Origin of the sequence: Christensenella hongkongensis, assembly GCF_000981035.1 — a bacterium.
GTDB lineage: Bacteria > Bacillota > Clostridia > Christensenellales > Christensenellaceae > Christensenella > Christensenella hongkongensis.
The window spans coordinates 1-17,863 of sequence record NZ_LAYJ01000088.1 but is presented as its reverse complement, the minus strand read 5'-3'; the positions used below and the strand labels follow the sequence as shown (position 1 = coordinate 17,863).

Below are 17,863 nucleotides of genomic sequence, written 5' to 3'. Positions count from 1 at the left end.
CTAATCCTCCCGGGATAATGTTTCCTTGATATCGCTGCCGCGCTTGAGCAGTCCGCGCAGCCGCGACTCGTCCTTTGCTGCAACCGCATCCCTGATATCCTTGATATTGCCGATCAATTCATCGATTTCGGCTACTAAAATATCGCCGTTTTCTATAAAAAGCTCCGACCACATTTGGGGATTGAGCTTTGCCACGCGCGTAAGATCCATAAAGCTTCCGGCGGAAAAGCCCTCAAATTCCTGCGCTGCATCGCTTTTGACATATGCGTTGGAAATGACGTGCGCAAGCTGTGACGTATAGCCGATCACCTCGTCATGCTTTCTCGCACTGCACGCAGTAATACGGGAGAAGCCAAGCTCTTTTGCAAGCTGTGAAAGGAGCGCCTGGGCATCTTCATCGGTATGCTCGTCCTGCGTGATGATAAAGCTGGCATTCTGGAAAAGGTCTGCGTCGCTGTGTTCAAAGCCGCTCGTTTCACGGCCTGCCATTGGATGCGTGCCCACATAACGCAACCCTCTTTTTCGGAGCGGCTCCGCCACCTCCTTTGCAAGGAAGCGCTTAACGCCTGAAATATCCGCAATGACAGCATTGTCTTTAAACTCCGTATTCAACATATAAGAAACGCAGTCGCGCGGGTAAAGGCATACGAAAACAACATCGCACTGCGAAACGTCCGTATCGGTATCGATCGCCCCCGCGGCGTATGCGGCGGAAATTACAGCGGGATTCGTATCCACGCCGCACACCACATGGTTTGTATGTTGCTTGATTGCACGGGCAATCGAGCCGCCGATAAGCCCAAGGCCCACTACGCCTATTTTCATATGATCTCCTTTACCGCTGCAAGGAACGCGTCCATTTCCGTACGCGTGCCAATCGTTACGCGCAAAAAGTTTTCCATGCGGTTTTGGGGAAAGTAACGTACGAGGATGCCCCTGTCGCGTAGCGCTGCAAATACCTGCTTTGCACTGGGGTTTGAAAATTCCACAAAAATAAAGTTTGCGTGGGAAGGCAGGCAGGATATGCCGATTTTCCATAGCTCGCCGATGGTATAGGCGCGTGTGGCGATGATGTCCTGCGTGGTCTGTTCGTTGTATTCCGTATCCTCGATCGCCGCGCAGGCGCCCGCCTGTGCAAGCCTGTCGAGCGGATAGGAGTTGAAGCTGTCTTTAACGGTCCTGAGAGCTGAGACCAGGTTTTCATCCGCAATCGCGTAACCCACGCGCAGCCCTGCAAGGCTGTGCGATTTGCTGAGGGTACGGACCACAACGAGGTTTTTGTGCTTTTTGACAAGCGGGATTGCGCTTTCCGCGCCAAAGGCAGCATAAGCCTCGTCTACAATCACTACGCCGTTCGTTTTGTGCAGGATTTTTTCAATCGCGCAGAGCGGCAACGCAATACCTGTTGGCGCATTGGGATTGGCAAGCACGACGCCGCGTGCGCCGTAAAGCTTTGCCACATCAACAGAATAATCCTCCTTTAAAGGTACTGTCTGGAGTGGAGCGTCAAATAGCTCTGCCCACACGGGATAAAAGCTGTAGGTTACATCCAGCGTCCTGACATGGCTGTCAGGATAGCTGCGGGGGAACCACGCTGTGGAGCCGCCTTCTGCCTCCGTTTTCTGTGAATCTGAGAAAAAAGCAGCAAAACAGAATGCCAGCGCTTCGTCTGAACCGTTGGAGCAAAAAACCTCGCCGGGGGCAACGCCGTGATGCGCTGCAATCACCTTGCGAAGGTGATCCGCATCCGCGTTGGGGTACAGCCTCAAATCCCCGGCGGCCTCCATAATGGCCTCTTTAACCTTGGGGCTGGGAGGATATGCGTTTTCATTTGTATTGAGCTTGATCATCGTTTGCGTGGGCTGCTCGCCCGCGGTATAAGGCGTAAGGCGCTTTGCCTTTTCACTCCAGAATTCCTTCATGCCGACTCCCTTTTCTTATTGTATACTAGCAAACTGCAGCGCGTTATACGCATGAAAAGTTTGCTGCACAGCGGTTTCCTGTAAATGCTTCATACGCATCCATTTAAGAAACTGTATTAAATTCAATATAATTTTACCATAAATTTGGGCCATGTGGCGTAAAATGTGTTAAGATATGGTTTATGGAATCAATACAAAACGAACGGAGGCAAAAAGATGCCCACAACCCTGACGCACAAGATCGCCGCGGATAATATCCTGCGGGATCTTACCGATACTCAGGCGAAACGTATCATTGAGGAGAATAAAAACGCATACTATTCCGGATCGCAGGGCGGGGATATTTTTTTGTTGTATAAATTTTATTTCTTTTTGCTTGGCGCAAAATCCAAAATGCTTGGATGGGCCCTGCACTATACGCGCCCGCAACGTTTTTTCTGCGAGGGGGCGCAGTATGTGAAGGAGCAGGGGAGCGATACGCTCAAAAGCTATTTTTACGGATACATCACGCACTACTGCCTTGATATGCTTTTGCATCCCCACATTAATAAGGAAACAAAACCGATGTCAACGCACAACACGCTGGAGTGCGCGCTTGATATCCTTTATGCAAAAAAGAACGGCGTGGACGCTTATACGTTTGACAAACAGCAATTCGCGCGGGATATCTGGGACAAATCCGGGGAAATCGACCGGTTTTACAAGCACATGTCTTACCTGTTCCCCGGGCTCAGGGTGGAGGAGCAGCCCTACCAGCGTGCAAGCCGTTATTATGTATATTATAACGGTCTCGTATCCCAGCCGGACAAAAAAGACCTGCGTACGCTCAGGCTGATGAATGTGATCTCGCAGCTGAAGCTGAAAACCATGCTGTACCAGCCGATCGAGACATATGAAGGGCTTTACGATTACGATTTTTATTTCAGCCTGCTGGACAAGGCGGTGGCGTGGAGCGTTCGCCGGATCAATCTTGTGCAGGCATTTTTTGAAGACAGGATAGATATTTCGCAGCTGCAAAGCGAATTTTATAACGTATCCTTCCATGGAAAGTCTATTTTGCCGCAGGAGGAACGCAAGCCGTTCAAGCGCCTGTATAAGAAAGCGCCGCTGAAAAGGGTGCGAAAGCAGCAGGAAAAATACAGCGGACATACTTTTAAAGGGCAGGAGACGGATTCGTGAAACGAGTCCGTTTTTTCTGTCAAAAAAAGATAGGCTTTTCCTGCATAAACCAACAGGAAAAAGGGGTGTCGCCGCCTGTTTTGAAAGACAGGCCGTTAAAATTGCAAAATAAGTCTTTCCCCGCCTGCTATTCCTTGACTTTTGAGGTGGGGAAATACTATAATTATAATGTTACGATTATTTAGGCTAGAATTAAAAATATTAGGAGGTCACTAATAATGGCAAAACAAACAATTGACGGTAATACCGCCGCCGCACACGTCGCATATGCTTTTTCCGACGTTGGCGCGATTTACCCGATCACTCCTTCTTCGCCGATGGCAGAATCCTGTGATGAATGGGCTGCTGTGGGAAGAAAAAATATCTTTGGGCAGACGATGAAGATTTCCGAGCTGCAGTCTGAGGGTGGCGCAGCAGGTGCTGTTCACGGTTCGCTCGCAGCGGGTGCGCTTACTTCAACGTTCACGGCTTCTCAGGGCCTTCTGCTGATGATCCCGAATATGTATAAAATCTCCGGCGAGCTGCTGCCATGCGTGTTCCATGTATCCGCACGTGCGCTTGCGGCTCACGCACTTTCTATTTTCGGCGACCATGCCGATGTGATGGCTGCAAGACAAACTGGTTTTGCCATGCTGGCTGCGGCTTCCGTACAGGAAACGATGGATATGGCCGCGATTGCGCACCTTTCCACACTCAAAGCAAAGGTTCCGTTTGTACACTTCTTTGACGGGTTCAGGACGTCACACGAGGTTTCCAAGATTGAGCTGCTCGATTATGATAAGCTGGCTGAAATGGTAGACTGGAAAGCGATCGACGAATTCCGCGCAAGGGGAATGAATCCTGACCATCCGCACCAGCAGGGTACGGCACAGAACCCTGATATTTATTTCCAGAACAGGGAAGCGGCAAACAAATATTACAACGCGACTCCTGCAGTTGTTCAGGAAACAATGAACGCATTCGCAAAAATGTTCGGCAGGCAGTATCACCTGTTTGACTATGTCGGCGCTCCGGATGCAGAGCATGTTGTCGTTGCAATGGGCAGCGGCTGCGACGTAACGGAAGAGGCAATTAACTACCTGAACGCAAAAGGTGAAAAATACGGTCTCATAAAGGTTCGCCTTTACCGTCCGTTTGACGCAAGCGCGTTCGTTGACGCGATTCCGGCTTCCGCTAAGACGGTTACGGTCCTTGACAGGACAAAGGAACCCGGCAGCCTGGGCGAGCCGCTGTATGAAGACGTTGTGACGGCGCTCTTTGAAGCAGGCAGGTTCGTAAAAGTTCTCGCAGGGCGTTATGGCCTTGGTTCCAAAGAATATACGCCTTCCATGGTCAAAGCAATTTTTGACAACATGAAGGAAGCGACTCCGAAAAACCACTTTACGGTTGGTATTAACGACGATGTGACGAATACGTCCCTTGAAGTGAAGGAAGAGATCGATTCTTCGCCGCACGGACTTTTCAGCGCGAAATTCTACGGCCTTGGCAGCGACGGTACGGTTGGCGCAAATAAAAACTCCATCAAAATTATCGGTGACCACACGGATATGTACGCGCAGGGATACTTCTCCTACGACTCCAAAAAATCCGGTGGTATCACGGTTTCGCACCTGCGTTTTGGTAAGTCCCCGATCCAGTCGGCATACCTCATTACGCAGCCGGATATGGTTGCCTGCCACAATCCGTCTTATGTTACCCGTTACGACGTGCTGGAAGGCATCAAGGAAGGCGGCACATTCCTGCTTAATTCGCCTTGGTCTGAGGAAGAAATGGAGAAAGAGCTTCCGGCGGTTATGAAAAACATTATCGCGAAAAAGAAGCTGAAATTCTACAACATCGACGCGATCAAAATTGCCGGCGAGATCGGCCTTGGCGGCAGGACGAATATGGTAATGCAGTCCGCGTTCTTCAAGATTGCGAATATTATTCCGGAAGCGGATGCGATCGATTACATGAAAAAGGCGATCAAAAAGACATACGGCAAAAAGGGCGACGACATTGTAAACATGAACTACAAGGCAGTTGACGCCGGTATGGCCGTTGAGGAAGTGAAATATCCGGAAAGCTGGGCGACCACGACGCAGGGCGCAGACTGCGTTGCAGTTCCGGACGACGCATACTTCCGCGATGTGATTCATCCGATCCTTGTCCAGAAGGGCGACGAGCTTCCGGTTTCGGCGTTTGATCCGCGCGGGTTTGTTCCGGTTGGAACCACGAAATTCGAAAAACGCGGTATTGCGGTTAACGTGCCTGAATGGCAGATTAACAACTGTATCATGTGTAACCAGTGCTCTTATGTTTGCCCGCACGCGGCAATTCGTCCGTTCCTCGCAGACGAAGAAGCGATGAAAAACGCTCCGGCTGGATATGAAACAAAACCTGCACGCGGCAAAGAAGGCTACAGCTACCGTATTCAGGTTTCCCCGCTCGATTGCACGGGCTGCGGAAACTGCGCAGACATTTGCCCGGCGAAGGAAAAGGCTCTTATCATGAAGCCGTTTGCCGAAATGGAAAAATCGCAGGCTGCAAACTGGGAATTCGCGGCAAGTCTTCCTGAACCGAAGATCGAGATCAAAAAGAACCTCGTTCCGGAAAGCCAGTATTTAAAGCCGCTGTTTGAGTTCTCAGGCGCTTGCGCAGGCTGCGGAGAGACGCCTTACGTGAAGCTCGTAACACAGCTGTTTGGCGATAGAATGGTGATCGGTAACGCGACAGGCTGTTCCTCCATTTATGGCGGCAGCGCGCCGACATGCCCGTACACGGTAAACGATGAAGGCAAAGGCCCGGCCTGGGCAAACTCGCTGTTTGAAGATAACGCTGAGTTTGGCTATGGCATGAACCTGGCGTTCACGGCTCGCAGGAGCGCGCTCAAGAATCAGGTACGCTCTGCGATCGACGCTGACGGACAGAAAGATCCGGCGGTTGTTGAAGCCATGAAAGCATGGCTGGAGGTTGCCGACAAGGGAGAAGAATCCAAGATTGCATCGGCAAACCTCGTAGCTGCCCTCGAAAAGGTTGCAGACAAATGCGATACCTGCAAGGCAATTCTCGACCAGAAGGATCTGTTTATCAAGAAATCCGTATGGGTATTCGGCGGAGACGGCTGGGCATATGATATCGGCTACGGCGGACTTGACCACGTAATCGCTTCGGGCGAGGACGTGAACATCCTCGTTATGGATACTGAAGTTTACTCCAATACAGGCGGACAGTCCTCCAAGGCGACGCCTACCGGCTCGATCGCGAAATTTGCGGCATCCGGTAAAAAGGTGAAGAAAAAAGACCTTGGCGCGATTGCCATGACATACGGTTATGTTTACGTTGCCAGCGTTGCGATGGGTGCAAACCAGTCGCAGCTCTTAAAAGCAATGCAGGAAGCGGAAGCTTATCCGGGCCCGTCCCTCATTATTGCTTATGCACCGTGCATCAACCACGGCATCAATATGGGCAAATCACAGCATGAGGAAAAACGTGCGGTAGAAGCCGGTTACTGGCAGCTGTACAGATACAATCCTGCGCTTAAGGCAGAAGGAAAGAATCCGTTCACTCTGGATTCCAAAGCGCCTACGGCAAGCTTCCAGGATTTCATCATGAGCGAGACGCGGTACAAATCCTTGAAGAAGCTCTTCCCGGAGACGGCGGACGAACTGTTCAAGAAATCCGAAGAAGAAGCAAAGGAACGCTACGAATACTACAAGGGACTTGCAGAAGAAAAATAAGCTTTCCTGACAGAAGTAATCAAACGATCCCCGCATTTATTGCGGGGATTGTTTTGTTTGGAAATGAATTGTTTTACAAGCAGGGGAAAGTGTGGTATACTTGCAAAGTATTAATAAGTATGATCCGGTTATGCCGGACGCGGACAGTGAAAAGGCTGGTGGCAGGGTATTTATGATACAACCGCATAAGATTGAGCTTATGCAGGCCACAGCGTCATAACAAAGTAAGAACGAAGGACTTTGCTTTTGATGGCGAAGTCTTTTTGATTGCAAATGAAAGAAAGAGGTAACTATTTGAGCTTTTCAGAATTATTGACAAAAGAAATGAACGACACGCTCCGGCAGGTGGGGTATTCAAAACCTACGCCCATTCAGGAGCAGACATTGCCCGCCCTTTTGGAAAAAAGGGATATGATTGGGCTTGCCCAGACGGGAACAGGAAAAACGGCGGCTTTTATGATTCCTATTCTGGAGAATATTTTTCCGCCGAATAAGAAGGTGCAGGCGCTGATTATGTGTCCGACGCGCGAGCTGGCGATGCAGACCGCAAAGGTTGCAAAGGAGCTTTCAGGTCATATCAAAGGCCTGCGGACAGTGAGCGTATATGGCGGGCAGCCGGCAAGCATCCAAATCCGTGCGCTGCGCGCAGGTGCACAGATCGTTGTGGGAACACCGGGCAGGCTGAAGGACCTGATCAAGCGGAACGTTTTAAAGCTGAAGAACGTGCGTACGGTGGTGCTTGACGAGGCGGATGAAATGCTGGATTTTGGATTCAGGGACGATATGAAGGAAATTTTATCCTGCGTGCCTGAAAGCCGCCAGACGATGCTCTTTTCAGCAACGATGAACAGGGAAGTGCGGCAGATTGCAAGGCAGTTCCAGGTGGAGCCAGAGCAGGTGGAGGTGGGTGAGAAAAACCAGCCTGTAAAAACGGTTGCACAGTCTTATATGCAAACAAACAGGAAGTCCAATACCGTCTGCGACCTGATCAACCATTCGCAGCCGCGTCTTACGCTTGTATTCTGCAACACCAAACGAAAGGTGAAGGAGGTTCAGCGCGAGTTATTTCATAAGGGATACGCGACAGCCTGCCTGCATGGGGATATGGGGCAGCGGGAACGCGACACCATCATGAATACATTCCGCAAGGGAAAGACAAAGGTGCTTGTGGCGACGGACGTCGCGGCGCGTGGAATCGATATTGAAAAGATCGATATGGTGATCAATTATGACGTGCCGGACAAGAGCGACTATTATGTCCACCGCATTGGCAGAACGGGGCGCGCGGGAAAAGACGGAAAGGCGTGCACGCTGATTTCCCCCCGCGAGCGTGGAAAAATAAAAGACCTTGAGCGCAAGCTGCACATCAGGATCGCTCGGGAAAACGGGCCGCAGGGAGCTGAGCCAAAGGTGGTCTGAAAAGTATAAAACAAAAAGAAGGCACACGGCAAAACCGTTGCCTTCTTTTTTATACGGATGTGTAAAATTTTTATGTGATTGCTTAGCAGGTGGCTCCGCCAGCCAGATGAAGCTGCGCATCCAGTATTTCCTGCTTTCGAGCCAGGATATCGTCTGATAACAACTCTTCATTTACCGCGTCAAAGCCAAGCCGGTCGATTGTGGTGGCAAACCGTTCGCCGGTTTTTCCTTTTTCACGATACAGGAGGATTGCCTTTTCTACGACCTTCAGCGCTTCCTCTTCCGAAGTGAAAATTTTGGACAGCGGCTGCCCGCAGGCGGTTGTTTTACCCCAGCGTCCGCCGATATAAATTTTATAAGCTGTTTTTCCATCCTCGATTGCGTCAAAGGGGCATTTATCAATACAACGACCGCAGTTATTGCATAGGGTTTCGTCGATCTCGAGCACGCCGTCAATTACCTTTGCCGCATTTACAGGACAGTTATTTTCAATTACACATTTTTTGCAGCCGTTGCAGAGTTCCTCGTCATAATCCGGTATGCGCTGACCGATCACACCGATGTCGTTCAGGTCCGGCTTGACGCAGTTGTTCGGACATCCGCCCACGGCGATCTTAAATTTGTGGGGAAGCTTTACAGTAGCATATCCCTCAAAAAAACGATGATGGATTTCTTCAGAGAGGGCAAAGGTATCGATCAGCCCGTACTGGCATGTGGTGCCTTTGCAGCTCACGACAGGACGTACTTTGGAGCCTGTTCCACCGGTTACAAGCCCTTCCTTTGCAATGCAGGCACGGAAATCCTCTATTTTATCGTAGGGGATACCCTGGCACTCAATGGTGAGGCGTGTGGTGAGTGTCACGATTCCGTTCCCATAAAGTTTTGCCGCCTCTGAAATGCAGGCGTTCTGCTCTGATGTAATCTTCCCGTTGACTGTGATAATACGGCCTGAAAAATTATCGGTTCCTTTATTGCGCAAAAAACCGAGCGCCTTTACTTTTTTCTCTTCCTCTGGTGTAACCTTAAGTGCCATTAAAAAATCCTCCTGATTATTCCTCAATATCGTTAAAAGACAATCCGCCCTCTAAAACCTTTGTGTTTTTGTATCCATAATGCTTCAGCCTGTTTTGCAGCATATAGGCGCGTTTTCCCTTTGCACATACAAGCAACAGCTTTTGATCGGGATCAATTCCCTCCACAGGCCCGCAGACATCAGTAAGGTTTACATAGGGAGCGCCTTCTATGGACGGCGCAGGCGACGCGTCAATCAACTGATAGCCCTCCATGGCACCCTTTTGGTAATCCGCAGGGGTGCAGGTTTCAAAACAACCGCACAATTTGTTGAGCATTACGTTGACCGCATGCACGAATGGATGAATCGCCGTGGAGAACGGGGGAGCGTAAGCAAGGTCCATCCCCTCCACATCCTCAAGCCGCGCGCCAAGCGTGAGTGCCGTTGCGGCAATATCCACAATTTTATCGACGCTGCCGGGCCCGGCAGCCTGTAATCCCAAAAGCTTGTGGGACGGGCGGTCTGCAATCAATTTGATGATAAAGTTAGACGCGCCGGGATAGTAGTGAGCCTTATCGTCCACAACAACAATCACTGTTTCAGCATCAAAACCGGCTTCCTTTGCGCTGGCCCCGGAAAGGCCCGTCTTGCCGACATTGATACCGGGAAGCTTGCAGATGCCTGTGCCAAGAACGCCACGGTAAGTTTGCTTTTTCCCTGTTATGTTTTGCGCAGCAATACGCCCTTCGATATTGGCTGAGGAACCCATGGGCGACCATGCGGGTTTTCCTGTAATCAGGTTTTTGACGCTGATACAATCGCCAACCGCATAGATATCAGGATCGTTTGTCTGCAAAAATTCATTTACGGCAATGGTTTTATTTGGCATGAGCTCAATGCCCGTTCCGTCCAGAAAAGCAGTATTGGCACGGATACCCATTGCGAGGATAACAGCATCGGCCTTCATGGCGCGTTTGCTGGTTTTGATTTTTTCCACTTTGCCGTCGCCCATAATCTCTTCAAGTGAAGTGCCTGTAAAACACATAATCCCACTATCGGCGAGCTTATTTTCCACATAGCCCGCGAATTCAGGATCAAAGCCCGGAAGGATTTGATCTGCCATATCGATGACGGAAACGCGAATACCTTTTGCAAGAAGGTTTTCCGCTACCTCAAGGCCGATGAAGCCCGCACCGCAAACAACGGCCCGGCTGATTTCCTGCGTATCGATTTGTTCACGGAGCGTAATCGCGTCTTCCGGCGTACGCATATAAAAAACGTTGGCAAGGTCGACGCCGGAAACCGGCGGGACGAAGGGCGAAGCGCCCGTAGCGATCACAAGCTTATCGTAGCCGTAAGCTTTTTCTTCTCCGGTGTTCAGGTTCCGCGCCGTTATCCGCTTGTTTTCACGGTCAACGGCAATGGCTTCTGTCTCCGTAATAATGTCCGCACCGGTGAGTGCGGCAAAACTTTTGGGCGTATTTACAATAAGCTGCCCGCGGTCTTCGATTACGTTGCCTACATAGTAGGGCAGTCCGCAGCCCGCATAAGAAATATCCTTGCTTTTGGTAATCAAAAGAACTTCAATCGAACGGTCTTCCCGTTTCAGCTTGGCCGCAACCTTTGTTCCTGCGGCAACGCCACCGATAATCACTACTTTCACAATAACACATCCTTTTATTTATTTTAATACTATTATTGTAACACTTGTTGTGGTTTGCTAAAAATGATAATATGTAAACTATATAATAGGTAAAACCTATATAGGAAGGGAAATGGATATGACCATCCGGCATTTAAAAATATTTATCGGGGTTGCGGAAACTGGCAAAATGAATGCAGCTGCAAAAAAATTTTTTATTTCGCAGCCTACGGTGAGCCAAACCATTCGCGAACTGGAGGAGCATTATGGAATATTGCTCTTCGAACGCCTTGGAAAAAGGCTGTATATTACAGAGGGAGGGCAAAAGCTTCTGGAATACGCGCGCAAGACAGTGGAAGCGTTTGACAATCTGGAATACAATATGTCACCCGGGCGAAACAGGGCCCGCCTTCGGATCGGCGCGTCGGTTACGGTAGGAACCTGCCGTATGCCGGATATTGTCAGGGAATTCAGCTGTAAATTACCCACTGTGGAAACCTATACTTACGTTGGGAATACGCAAACCGTGGAGGAGCGGTTGCTGCGCTCCGAGCTTGATATTGCGATTGTGGAAGGAACGATTAAAAGCCCGGAGCTTATAGCGATCCCACTGGAAACTGACTATTTGGTATTGTTTTGCAGAAACGACCACAGGTTTGCGCAAAAAAAAGAAATCCGGCTTGAGGATTTGCAGGAAGCGGAATTTGTGATGCGTGAGCAGGGAAGCGGTACGCGGGAGCTTTTTGAAGATTTTATCAGGGAAAACCATGCGAAAATATATATCAAATGGGAAGTATCCTGCTTTGACGCAACGCTGCGTATGGTTTTGCAGGAAAACTGCGTGGGGATTGCTTCCGTACGCCTTGTGAAGGAGCAAATAGAGGACGGCGTACTGTTTGCCGTTAAAAATGATATGGGAAAGTGGGACAGGACCTTCTGCCTTGTGTATCACAAAAATAAATTTATGAGCGATGCAATGAGAACGTTTATCCAGTGCGCGCAAACAGTTGTGGATCAATACAAGCCGCAAAATCCTTCTTTGAGGTGCCTGAAATAAAGAAAAAAAGAGGGCTTCCATCAGGAATCCCTCTTTGCATCGTTACATTCAGTTTTTATTTTGCATCTCTGCTCGTTTTGCCATACCTTCGGATCATGCATCCCCCATCGGTTTCTGCCGACCACCACATTTACGCGCAAGGCTTTATTACCATATATTTACACGAAAACCGGCTTTTCCGGTAGTGCAAGTAGTTACTCGCAGGTCTGCGATTCGGCACCACACACATTTATTTGTTTCCAAACCCCATGCGGCTACAGCGTCCGCTATGCGCTTGCTTTTGTTGGCGCCCTCACCGGACCTTCTTTGCGGTCCTGCTGCGATGAATCTTATTATTCTATCGCCGCCGCGGATATTTCCAAACTGCAAACTGTCAATTTAAAAAATATGTTCCGCGATTCCCTTCGTGCTCCTCAAAGCTCTATTTTTGGGCTTGTGTGTGCGTGCCCCATATAGAACTATCTAGATCGTACATTGGTATCACGCCCTTTCACTTTATTGAGGATATCTTCCGGATCAACTATCCGCCGAAGTATCTTCCGTCTTATTAGTAATATAAACGGTTTTGACGATTTCAAACATTTTCCTGTGATCTTATTATATATATTCTCCATCTATTTTTTATTTCCTGCAAAAAATTTGAAAAAAATCAGAAATTTTCATTTTTAATGTTAAATCACCTGCGTTTGGTTCATTGAATCGAATCATTCTATCAATAATCACCGGAAAACCTATTGAAAATTTGTGAATAGTATCATATAATACTAGGGCTGACAATAATTTTGCTGATGTGGCTCAGGGGTAGAGCACGTCCTTGGTAAGGATTTGCGTTTCACCTAAAAATTTCATAATGCTGATGTGGCACAGGCGGTAGCGCAATACCTTGGTAAGGTATAGGTCGCGGGTTCGAGTCCCGCCATCAGCTCCAAAGAAATCCTTTGGTAGAGCGGTTTTTTACGGGTTTGTAGGAAACCGCTTTTCCATTACCATCTTTATCGAGGTCTTCAGTTTTTCTACTATTTTTGTTCTGCCAATATCTATTATTTATGAACAAAAATTATTTGCTCATAAATTTTGCTCATAAATTTTGAGTGCAATTCAGGTCGCTTTCTGCAACACGGGTAAACAAGCGTAAAGTTTTTTTGCTAAATCCGGCTGTTCGACTAACTCCTTAAATAACCTTCGCAAGTCAAAGTCCTCTGTTACCCGTTTTTGTTCCAGCCGCCCATAAAAATCATTTTCCACTTGTATAGATAACTTTCTTCTATCTTCTTCGAGAACTTCGTCATAGTGGTCAAGAATCGTTGTAGCCGATGTCTGTCCGCCTTCGCCTCCGACAACCTGCACATCATAGTTTGTTAACCTCAATTTATACATTGTTGCAGATTTTCGTAATCCTTGCATATCAATTATATCTTCCGCACTCACCCCATCACTTTTTTGCCACTTCTTAAATCGCTTATCCATTGTCCGGGGTTCAATCGGATCACCGTTTGGGAAACAAAGGAGCAAGCCATAGTCATGATAATCCTTGCCGTAATATCGCTTATCTTGCTCGATCTGTTGCAAACGTTTCTCGATTTCCTCACACAGTTTCATGTTTAGGAATCCTTTGCGCTCACTTTTTTCTGTCTTTGGCTTTTTTAGGATCATCACAGTCTTTGCGTCCGGTTTCTTTTTCGGGAAAATACGGATAATATCATCTTGAGCAAGCTCTTCAAGGGCTTCTGTTTCAACACGCTGAAGCGTTTGACTGATTTGGAAGTATTTATTTGCCAAATCAATACCTTCAGTATCCGTTCCCACAACTTCGCCCGGTCGCATATTGCACATAAATGCAAGATGTACAGCTAAATGCAAAACGGGATCATTAATTTTTTTCAAAGCATGCTGCACCTGTTCTTTTTTCCAGAATTTTCGTTTTGCATACTTATATGCCGGGGCTTGATCACTGCTTATTGGATTTCGCTTCGTATATCCCCATGTTTCCGCATCTCGAAAAGCAGGCCGGATAATATTAAATACTTTCATTAGCGAACTTCCTTTAAGAGTAGGTATTTGATCTTCACTCTTTTTATAACTTTTTGCTCCCCTGCATTTCTTTTGGCTTAATTGAAAGAAAAAATCTTCTATTGTTTCCGGTGTAATCTTGCTCACAATCATTTTTCCGAAATATGGCTCGATGTGATTCCTAATATTCCGCTTCAAACCTGCGTACGAACTTGGCTTCATTCGTACTTTATGCGCATGCCGCTGTGCCCATGCCCAAATAAACTCTGAGAATGTTTTGCACATATTATCATTTTTAGAATAATGCTTTGTTTTTGTTCCTGCTTTATTCGCATTATACTCATTTACTAACTGTAGCAGCGTTTTATCATCATTCTTCCATTTCAGAAATTCAATCATCTTTGCTCGTTCATCGGCTTTATCCAGGTTGCTATATGCTTCATATTGTTGCCTGTTTATTCCATTTTCGTCTTTATAATAGAATGTGAACGTATATTTTTTACCTCTTTGTTTTATTGAAATTGCCATTTTCTATACCTCTTTCGTATTAGCCGATTGGGTTCCGCTGGGCATCCATGCGTCAAATGATGCTTTGTTGATACGAAGCCCTCTTTGCCCTACACGTTCTACTTGAAATTTATCTGTGGATTCACAAAAGGCATAAGCGGTCCTCGGCTTCATATTTAACATTTTTGCTACTTCCTCGACCGTATAGACGCGAGAGGAAAGATTTTCCATAAATGCACTCTCCTTTCTCTCACATGGCAACTTTGTTTCGTACAAATAGGCACCTCATTTCAAAGATTTGGCAGATGCTCTTATTATATTCCGAAATAAGCTCCATGCAAAAAAACTCATATTTCCAAATTACAACAAAGAGGTTTGACAAATTCAGAAATCGGAGGCAGACTATTCGTGCTGATATTCAGATCAGAAAATCTGCCCCCGCTTTCCATATTCTATTCCGTTATTATTCGACACTACTTCCCATAACGGACAGGCAATCGTCTGAACTGGCGCGGGCAAGCGCCACATTGGGATCTCACCACCCTGCCCACGCGGCAGGGGTACGCTCTGGAACCTAATCTCGACTGCGCACAAGTATCATGATAGGCTACATAGGTCATGGCACACTCCCAGCCACGGAAGTTTTCGGACGTTGACATTCCCGCTCGTGCCTTTGATGTTATCTTATTGACGGGAATCTTCCCGCAGGCAGTCCTCGCGTGTGCGTCCTTTTGCTCGCTATACAGCTAACGTATTCAGACGATTGGATATTTCGTTTTTATCGGAAGAAAAATACTCCCTTATTATTCAGCAGAAAAACACACCGTTTTTTGTCTCAATCTTCTAAAAAATTTTTTATTTTTTTGCGGATCGTTTTTTCTGCCTTTTGAACAGACCGTAATACAGCAGCGGCATCGGTTCCTTCAATCCGTGCAATATCTTTCAGCTTCATTCCCAGTACATAGTAGGCGTAGAATCTTTTTAACTGCTTTTCCGGCAATTCCCTAATGACAGAATAAAGAAATTCGCGCAGTTCCTTTTGCTGTAGGATATCTTCCGGCAGCATAGGGGAGTGCAGAGCAAATCGTTCTATCCCATCCTCCCGGTCAAGGGAATAGTATGCGCGGTGATACCGTATTTTTGCATATCCTGCCCTTTCTCTTTTTGTTTCTTCCCATAAAGCAGCTGCTACATTGTCCGGCAGAAAAATATAGGCATCTTTCGTATAGAGAGATGGATAAAACTTCCTTAAATTCACTTTTTTCATAGCAACCTCCATTTTGTCGCTTATCGCTCTTCGTTCAAGACTTCCAGTCAAAATGGAGGAATGGAGGCGCTCGCACCCTCAAAAAGGGTATACAAAAAACACCTTTGCAGTTTAAGACCGCAAAGGTGCGAGTTATTGGATGTGTTTTTTTAAGAAACCAAGGCTTTCATTTAAGATACAACAATGTAGTATCGTATCTATTTTACACCTCTTATTCTATCGAACGGATATATTACGGATATCGCTTGTCCCACAATGTTGTCATCAGGTATCGGCCCAATCATCGGCTCCCTGCTGTCAGATGAATGATTTCGGTTATCTCCCATCACGAATATACTATTTTCAGGTACAATCACCGTTTGCATATCTGGAAAACTGTTTTCATTTAAATAGGGTTCATCTATTACATCACCATTCACAATAACCATATTATCCTGTATAGAAATCGTATCGCCTTCCATACCGATCATACGCTTCACACATTGCATTCCATCCGGATAAATAACGATCACAAGATCGCCCCGGGAAAGTCCTCCGGTATTTTTGGATATCTTTTCGGTCAGTACAAGCTCGCCGTCCTGCAATGTCGGCAGCATGGATTCACCGCTGATCCATATCCAATCCAGTACGAAAACCCGCAGGCAAATGAGTGCAGCAATCACAACCAACAAAACAATCCAAAACCGTTTATCGCTTTTTATCTTTTGCTCCCGTTCCATATTTCTCACCTAGTTCCCGCTTCTCATCGCCTCGAGGGGACTCATCTTCGTTGCCTTTCGCGCGGGGTAGACGCCCGATATGATCCCAACCAACACCGCTATACCAATCGCGCCGAGTGCAACCCACGCGGGTATCTCTATTTTCATCCCTTCAGAAAAATACATCCCAAGGAAACTTGTTTGCTCCGTTCCTGTATTGATGGCAAGCACAACGATATAGCTTACAGCCAAACCAATCAGCCCACCCAAAAGTCCGATGACAGCCGATTCAGTCAAAAATAGCTGCCGTATTTTTTTGATTTTCATCCCCACGACCTTCATGATCCCGATATCCCGCCTCCGCTCGAGAATGGAGGCGTACATCGTGTTTGCAATTCCGATTGCAGAAACAAACAAGGATATCAGACCGATGGCAAACAACTGTCCTTGCTGTCTGCTTTGTTCCTCCTGCATTTGCGAAATGTATTCCGTCTCACTGTATGTCTCGTAACCAAGCTTTTTGATCTCATCCATAACACTTTGTACGTTGTCCATATCGTCCACCCGGACGATAACCTGCTGATAAGTATTGACCGGAATTCCCATATAATCAGCAAGCTCCCTGTTATCCATCAGCATACGTTTGGCAATCGATAAATCCATATAAATACTGTTGCTTTCCTGGTTTTGTTTCTTTTTTGTCACCCCGGATGCTGACGCACGGTAAATGCTGCCCGTCGGTATCTCTGCATTGCCAGTATCCTCCATATTGTAGCCGAATTGCATTTCCAGTTCTGTTCCAAGCCAATCGATCTCCGGCTCATATTTGCTGTATTCCTCATAATCCGCATAATTGGGTGGGTTTTTGGGATCGACAAATTGCTGTACCGCATCTCCACCCACCACAAGAACGGGCATGGCGCCGCCTTCCGCGAACATTTCTCCTTTCGCAAAATCCAGGTCGAGAACCGTGCGGTCAATCCCTGTAACCTGCGCGTTTGCCTCGTAAATTCCGCTGTAAATCGTGACAGGGATTTGGATCACGGGTGACGCCGCCCGCACATGTTCCATTGCCGCGATAGACTGTACCGTGCTGTCCGTAATCCCCCCTCGCCCGGAAGTAGACGATGAATAATCGTTAATTTGTATCTGCGTCAGGCTTGCATTGTCTGTCAGCATATCTGAAAACTGCTTATAGTTGGAATATCCGATAGACAGCATCAAAACAATGCACGCCGTCCCCACGATCACGCCGAGCACAGTAAGGAATGTTCGCGATTTACGTCTGCTTAAATTAAGCAGGGACAATTTGAATAAATCAGACGTTCTCATGTTCTTTCGCTTTCTGCTTTTTGCGTTTCAAGGCATACCGGATACCGAAGATTGCACCGATGACCGCACCAAGAATAATCACCGAAATCCACCACTGGC

The 17,863-nt window shown here is 47.4% G+C and carries 14 protein-coding genes and 1 tRNA gene; 6 read left to right on the top strand and 9 right to left on the bottom strand.

Annotation, left to right across the window (positions count from 1 at the left end; all coding sequences use genetic code 11):
- Both CHK_RS06445 and CHK_RS16590 read right to left on the bottom strand, forming a co-directional pair.
- Nucleotides 1-825 carry a prephenate dehydrogenase gene (locus CHK_RS06445; protein WP_046443218.1) on the bottom strand — a complete coding sequence of 275 codons (825 nt, stop codon included), beginning with the start codon at nt 823-825 and terminating at the stop codon, nt 1-3.
- Complete coding sequence (locus CHK_RS16590; RefSeq protein WP_046443217.1) at nt 822-1,922, bottom strand: pyridoxal phosphate-dependent aminotransferase; 1,101 nt, start codon at nt 1,920-1,922, stop codon at nt 822-824. The genes CHK_RS06445 and CHK_RS16590 overlap by 4 nt, the downstream gene beginning before the upstream one ends.
- 216 nt (nt 1,923-2,138) lie before the next feature.
- On the opposite strand from CHK_RS16590, the gene CHK_RS06435 reads away from it, so the two are divergent.
- The 4 genes from CHK_RS06435 to CHK_RS06420 all read left to right on the top strand — a co-directional run bounded on the left by CHK_RS06435 (nt 2,139) and on the right by CHK_RS06420 (nt 8,239).
- Nucleotides 2,139-3,101 carry a zinc dependent phospholipase C family protein gene (locus CHK_RS06435; protein WP_046443216.1) on the top strand — a complete coding sequence of 321 codons (963 nt, stop codon included), beginning with the start codon at nt 2,139-2,141 and terminating at the stop codon, nt 3,099-3,101.
- Nucleotides 3,102-3,319: 218 nt separating this feature from the next.
- Nucleotides 3,320-6,820 (top strand): pyruvate:ferredoxin (flavodoxin) oxidoreductase, encoded by a 3,501-nt coding sequence (gene nifJ / locus CHK_RS06425; protein ID WP_046443214.1) that lies wholly within the window; start codon nt 3,320-3,322, stop codon nt 6,818-6,820.
- 91 nt (nt 6,821-6,911) lie between these two features.
- Complete coding sequence (locus tag CHK_RS17000; RefSeq protein WP_268872437.1) at nt 6,912-7,040, top strand: hypothetical protein; 129 nt, start codon at nt 6,912-6,914, stop codon at nt 7,038-7,040.
- A gap of 53 nt (nt 7,041-7,093) precedes the next feature.
- Nucleotides 7,094-8,239 (top strand): DEAD/DEAH box helicase, encoded by a 1,146-nt coding sequence (locus CHK_RS06420; RefSeq protein ID WP_082103436.1) that lies wholly within the window; start codon nt 7,094-7,096, stop codon nt 8,237-8,239.
- Between the two features lie 82 nt (nt 8,240-8,321).
- On the opposite strand, the gene CHK_RS06415 is transcribed toward CHK_RS06420, so the two are convergent.
- Together CHK_RS06415 and CHK_RS06410 are read right to left on the bottom strand one after the other, a co-directional pair.
- Nucleotides 8,322-9,272, bottom strand: coding sequence for a 4Fe-4S binding protein (locus CHK_RS06415; protein WP_046443213.1), 951 nt, complete (start codon nt 9,270-9,272; stop codon nt 8,322-8,324).
- A 16-nt stretch (nt 9,273-9,288) separates the two neighbouring features.
- The gene (locus CHK_RS06410) at nt 9,289-10,914 is read right to left on the bottom strand and encodes an FAD-dependent oxidoreductase (RefSeq protein ID WP_046443212.1); all 1,626 of its coding nucleotides are present in this window, start codon (nt 10,912-10,914) and stop codon (nt 9,289-9,291) included.
- A gap of 112 nt (nt 10,915-11,026) precedes the next feature.
- Here CHK_RS06410 and CHK_RS06405 point away from each other — a divergent pair, with 112 nt between their 5' ends.
- Both CHK_RS06405 and CHK_RS06400 read left to right on the top strand, forming a co-directional pair.
- Nucleotides 11,027-11,950 (top strand): LysR family transcriptional regulator, encoded by a 924-nt coding sequence (locus CHK_RS06405; RefSeq protein ID WP_235843824.1) that lies wholly within the window; start codon nt 11,027-11,029, stop codon nt 11,948-11,950.
- An 852-nt stretch (nt 11,951-12,802) separates the two neighbouring features.
- Nucleotides 12,803-12,878 (top strand) — tRNA-Thr (locus CHK_RS06400).
- Nucleotides 12,879-13,048: 170 nt separating this feature from the next.
- Here CHK_RS06400 and CHK_RS06395 read toward each other — a convergent pair.
- The 5 genes from CHK_RS06395 to CHK_RS15650 all read right to left on the bottom strand — a co-directional run bounded on the left by CHK_RS06395 (nt 13,049) and on the right by CHK_RS15650 (nt 17,764).
- Entirely contained in the window at nt 13,049-14,488 is a 1,440-nt protein-coding gene (locus CHK_RS06395) for a site-specific integrase (protein WP_046443211.1), read from the bottom strand.
- A 3-nt stretch (nt 14,489-14,491) separates the two neighbouring features.
- Nucleotides 14,492-14,698 (bottom strand): helix-turn-helix domain-containing protein, encoded by a 207-nt coding sequence (locus tag CHK_RS06390; protein WP_052740422.1) that lies wholly within the window; start codon nt 14,696-14,698, stop codon nt 14,492-14,494.
- Between the two features lie 604 nt (nt 14,699-15,302).
- Nucleotides 15,303-15,734, bottom strand: a complete 432-nt coding sequence (locus CHK_RS06385) for a sigma factor-like helix-turn-helix DNA-binding protein (RefSeq protein WP_046443210.1) — start codon at nt 15,732-15,734, stop codon at nt 15,303-15,305.
- Nucleotides 15,735-15,931: 197 nt separating this feature from the next.
- Nucleotides 15,932-16,453, bottom strand: coding sequence for a signal peptidase I (gene lepB / locus CHK_RS06380; RefSeq protein WP_046443209.1), 522 nt, complete (start codon nt 16,451-16,453; stop codon nt 15,932-15,934).
- A gap of 9 nt (nt 16,454-16,462) precedes the next feature.
- Nucleotides 16,463-17,764 carry an ABC transporter permease gene (locus CHK_RS15650; RefSeq protein ID WP_052740421.1) on the bottom strand — a complete coding sequence of 434 codons (1,302 nt, stop codon included), beginning with the start codon at nt 17,762-17,764 and terminating at the stop codon, nt 16,463-16,465.
- Between the last annotated feature and the right edge of the window lie 99 nt (nt 17,765-17,863).

Excerpts from the sequence above, each read along its gene's own strand:
- CHK_RS06445 (WP_046443218.1), bottom strand. The coding sequence starts at position 825 with ATGAAAATAGGCGTAGTGGGCCTTGGGCTTATCGGCGGCTCGATTGCC.
- CHK_RS16590 (WP_046443217.1), bottom strand. The coding sequence starts at position 1,922 with ATGAAGGAATTCTGGAGTGAAAAGGCAAAGCGCCTTACGCCTTATACC.
- CHK_RS06435 (WP_046443216.1), top strand. The coding sequence starts at position 2,139 with ATGCCCACAACCCTGACGCACAAGATCGCCGCGGATAATATCCTGCGG.
- nifJ (WP_046443214.1), top strand. The coding sequence starts at position 3,320 with ATGGCAAAACAAACAATTGACGGTAATACCGCCGCCGCACACGTCGCA.
- CHK_RS06420 (WP_082103436.1), top strand. The coding sequence starts at position 7,094 with ATGAAAGAAAGAGGTAACTATTTGAGCTTTTCAGAATTATTGACAAAA.
- CHK_RS06415 (WP_046443213.1), bottom strand. The coding sequence starts at position 9,272 with ATGGCACTTAAGGTTACACCAGAGGAAGAGAAAAAAGTAAAGGCGCTC.
- CHK_RS06405 (WP_235843824.1), top strand. The coding sequence starts at position 11,027 with ATGGATATGACCATCCGGCATTTAAAAATATTTATCGGGGTTGCGGAA.
- CHK_RS06395 (WP_046443211.1), bottom strand. The coding sequence starts at position 14,488 with ATGGCAATTTCAATAAAACAAAGAGGTAAAAAATATACGTTCACATTC.
- CHK_RS06390 (WP_052740422.1), bottom strand. The coding sequence starts at position 14,698 with ATGGAAAATCTTTCCTCTCGCGTCTATACGGTCGAGGAAGTAGCAAAA.
- CHK_RS06385 (WP_046443210.1), bottom strand. The coding sequence starts at position 15,734 with ATGAAAAAAGTGAATTTAAGGAAGTTTTATCCATCTCTCTATACGAAA.
- lepB (WP_046443209.1), bottom strand. The coding sequence starts at position 16,453 with ATGGAACGGGAGCAAAAGATAAAAAGCGATAAACGGTTTTGGATTGTT.
- CHK_RS15650 (WP_052740421.1), bottom strand. The coding sequence starts at position 17,764 with ATGAGAACGTCTGATTTATTCAAATTGTCCCTGCTTAATTTAAGCAGA.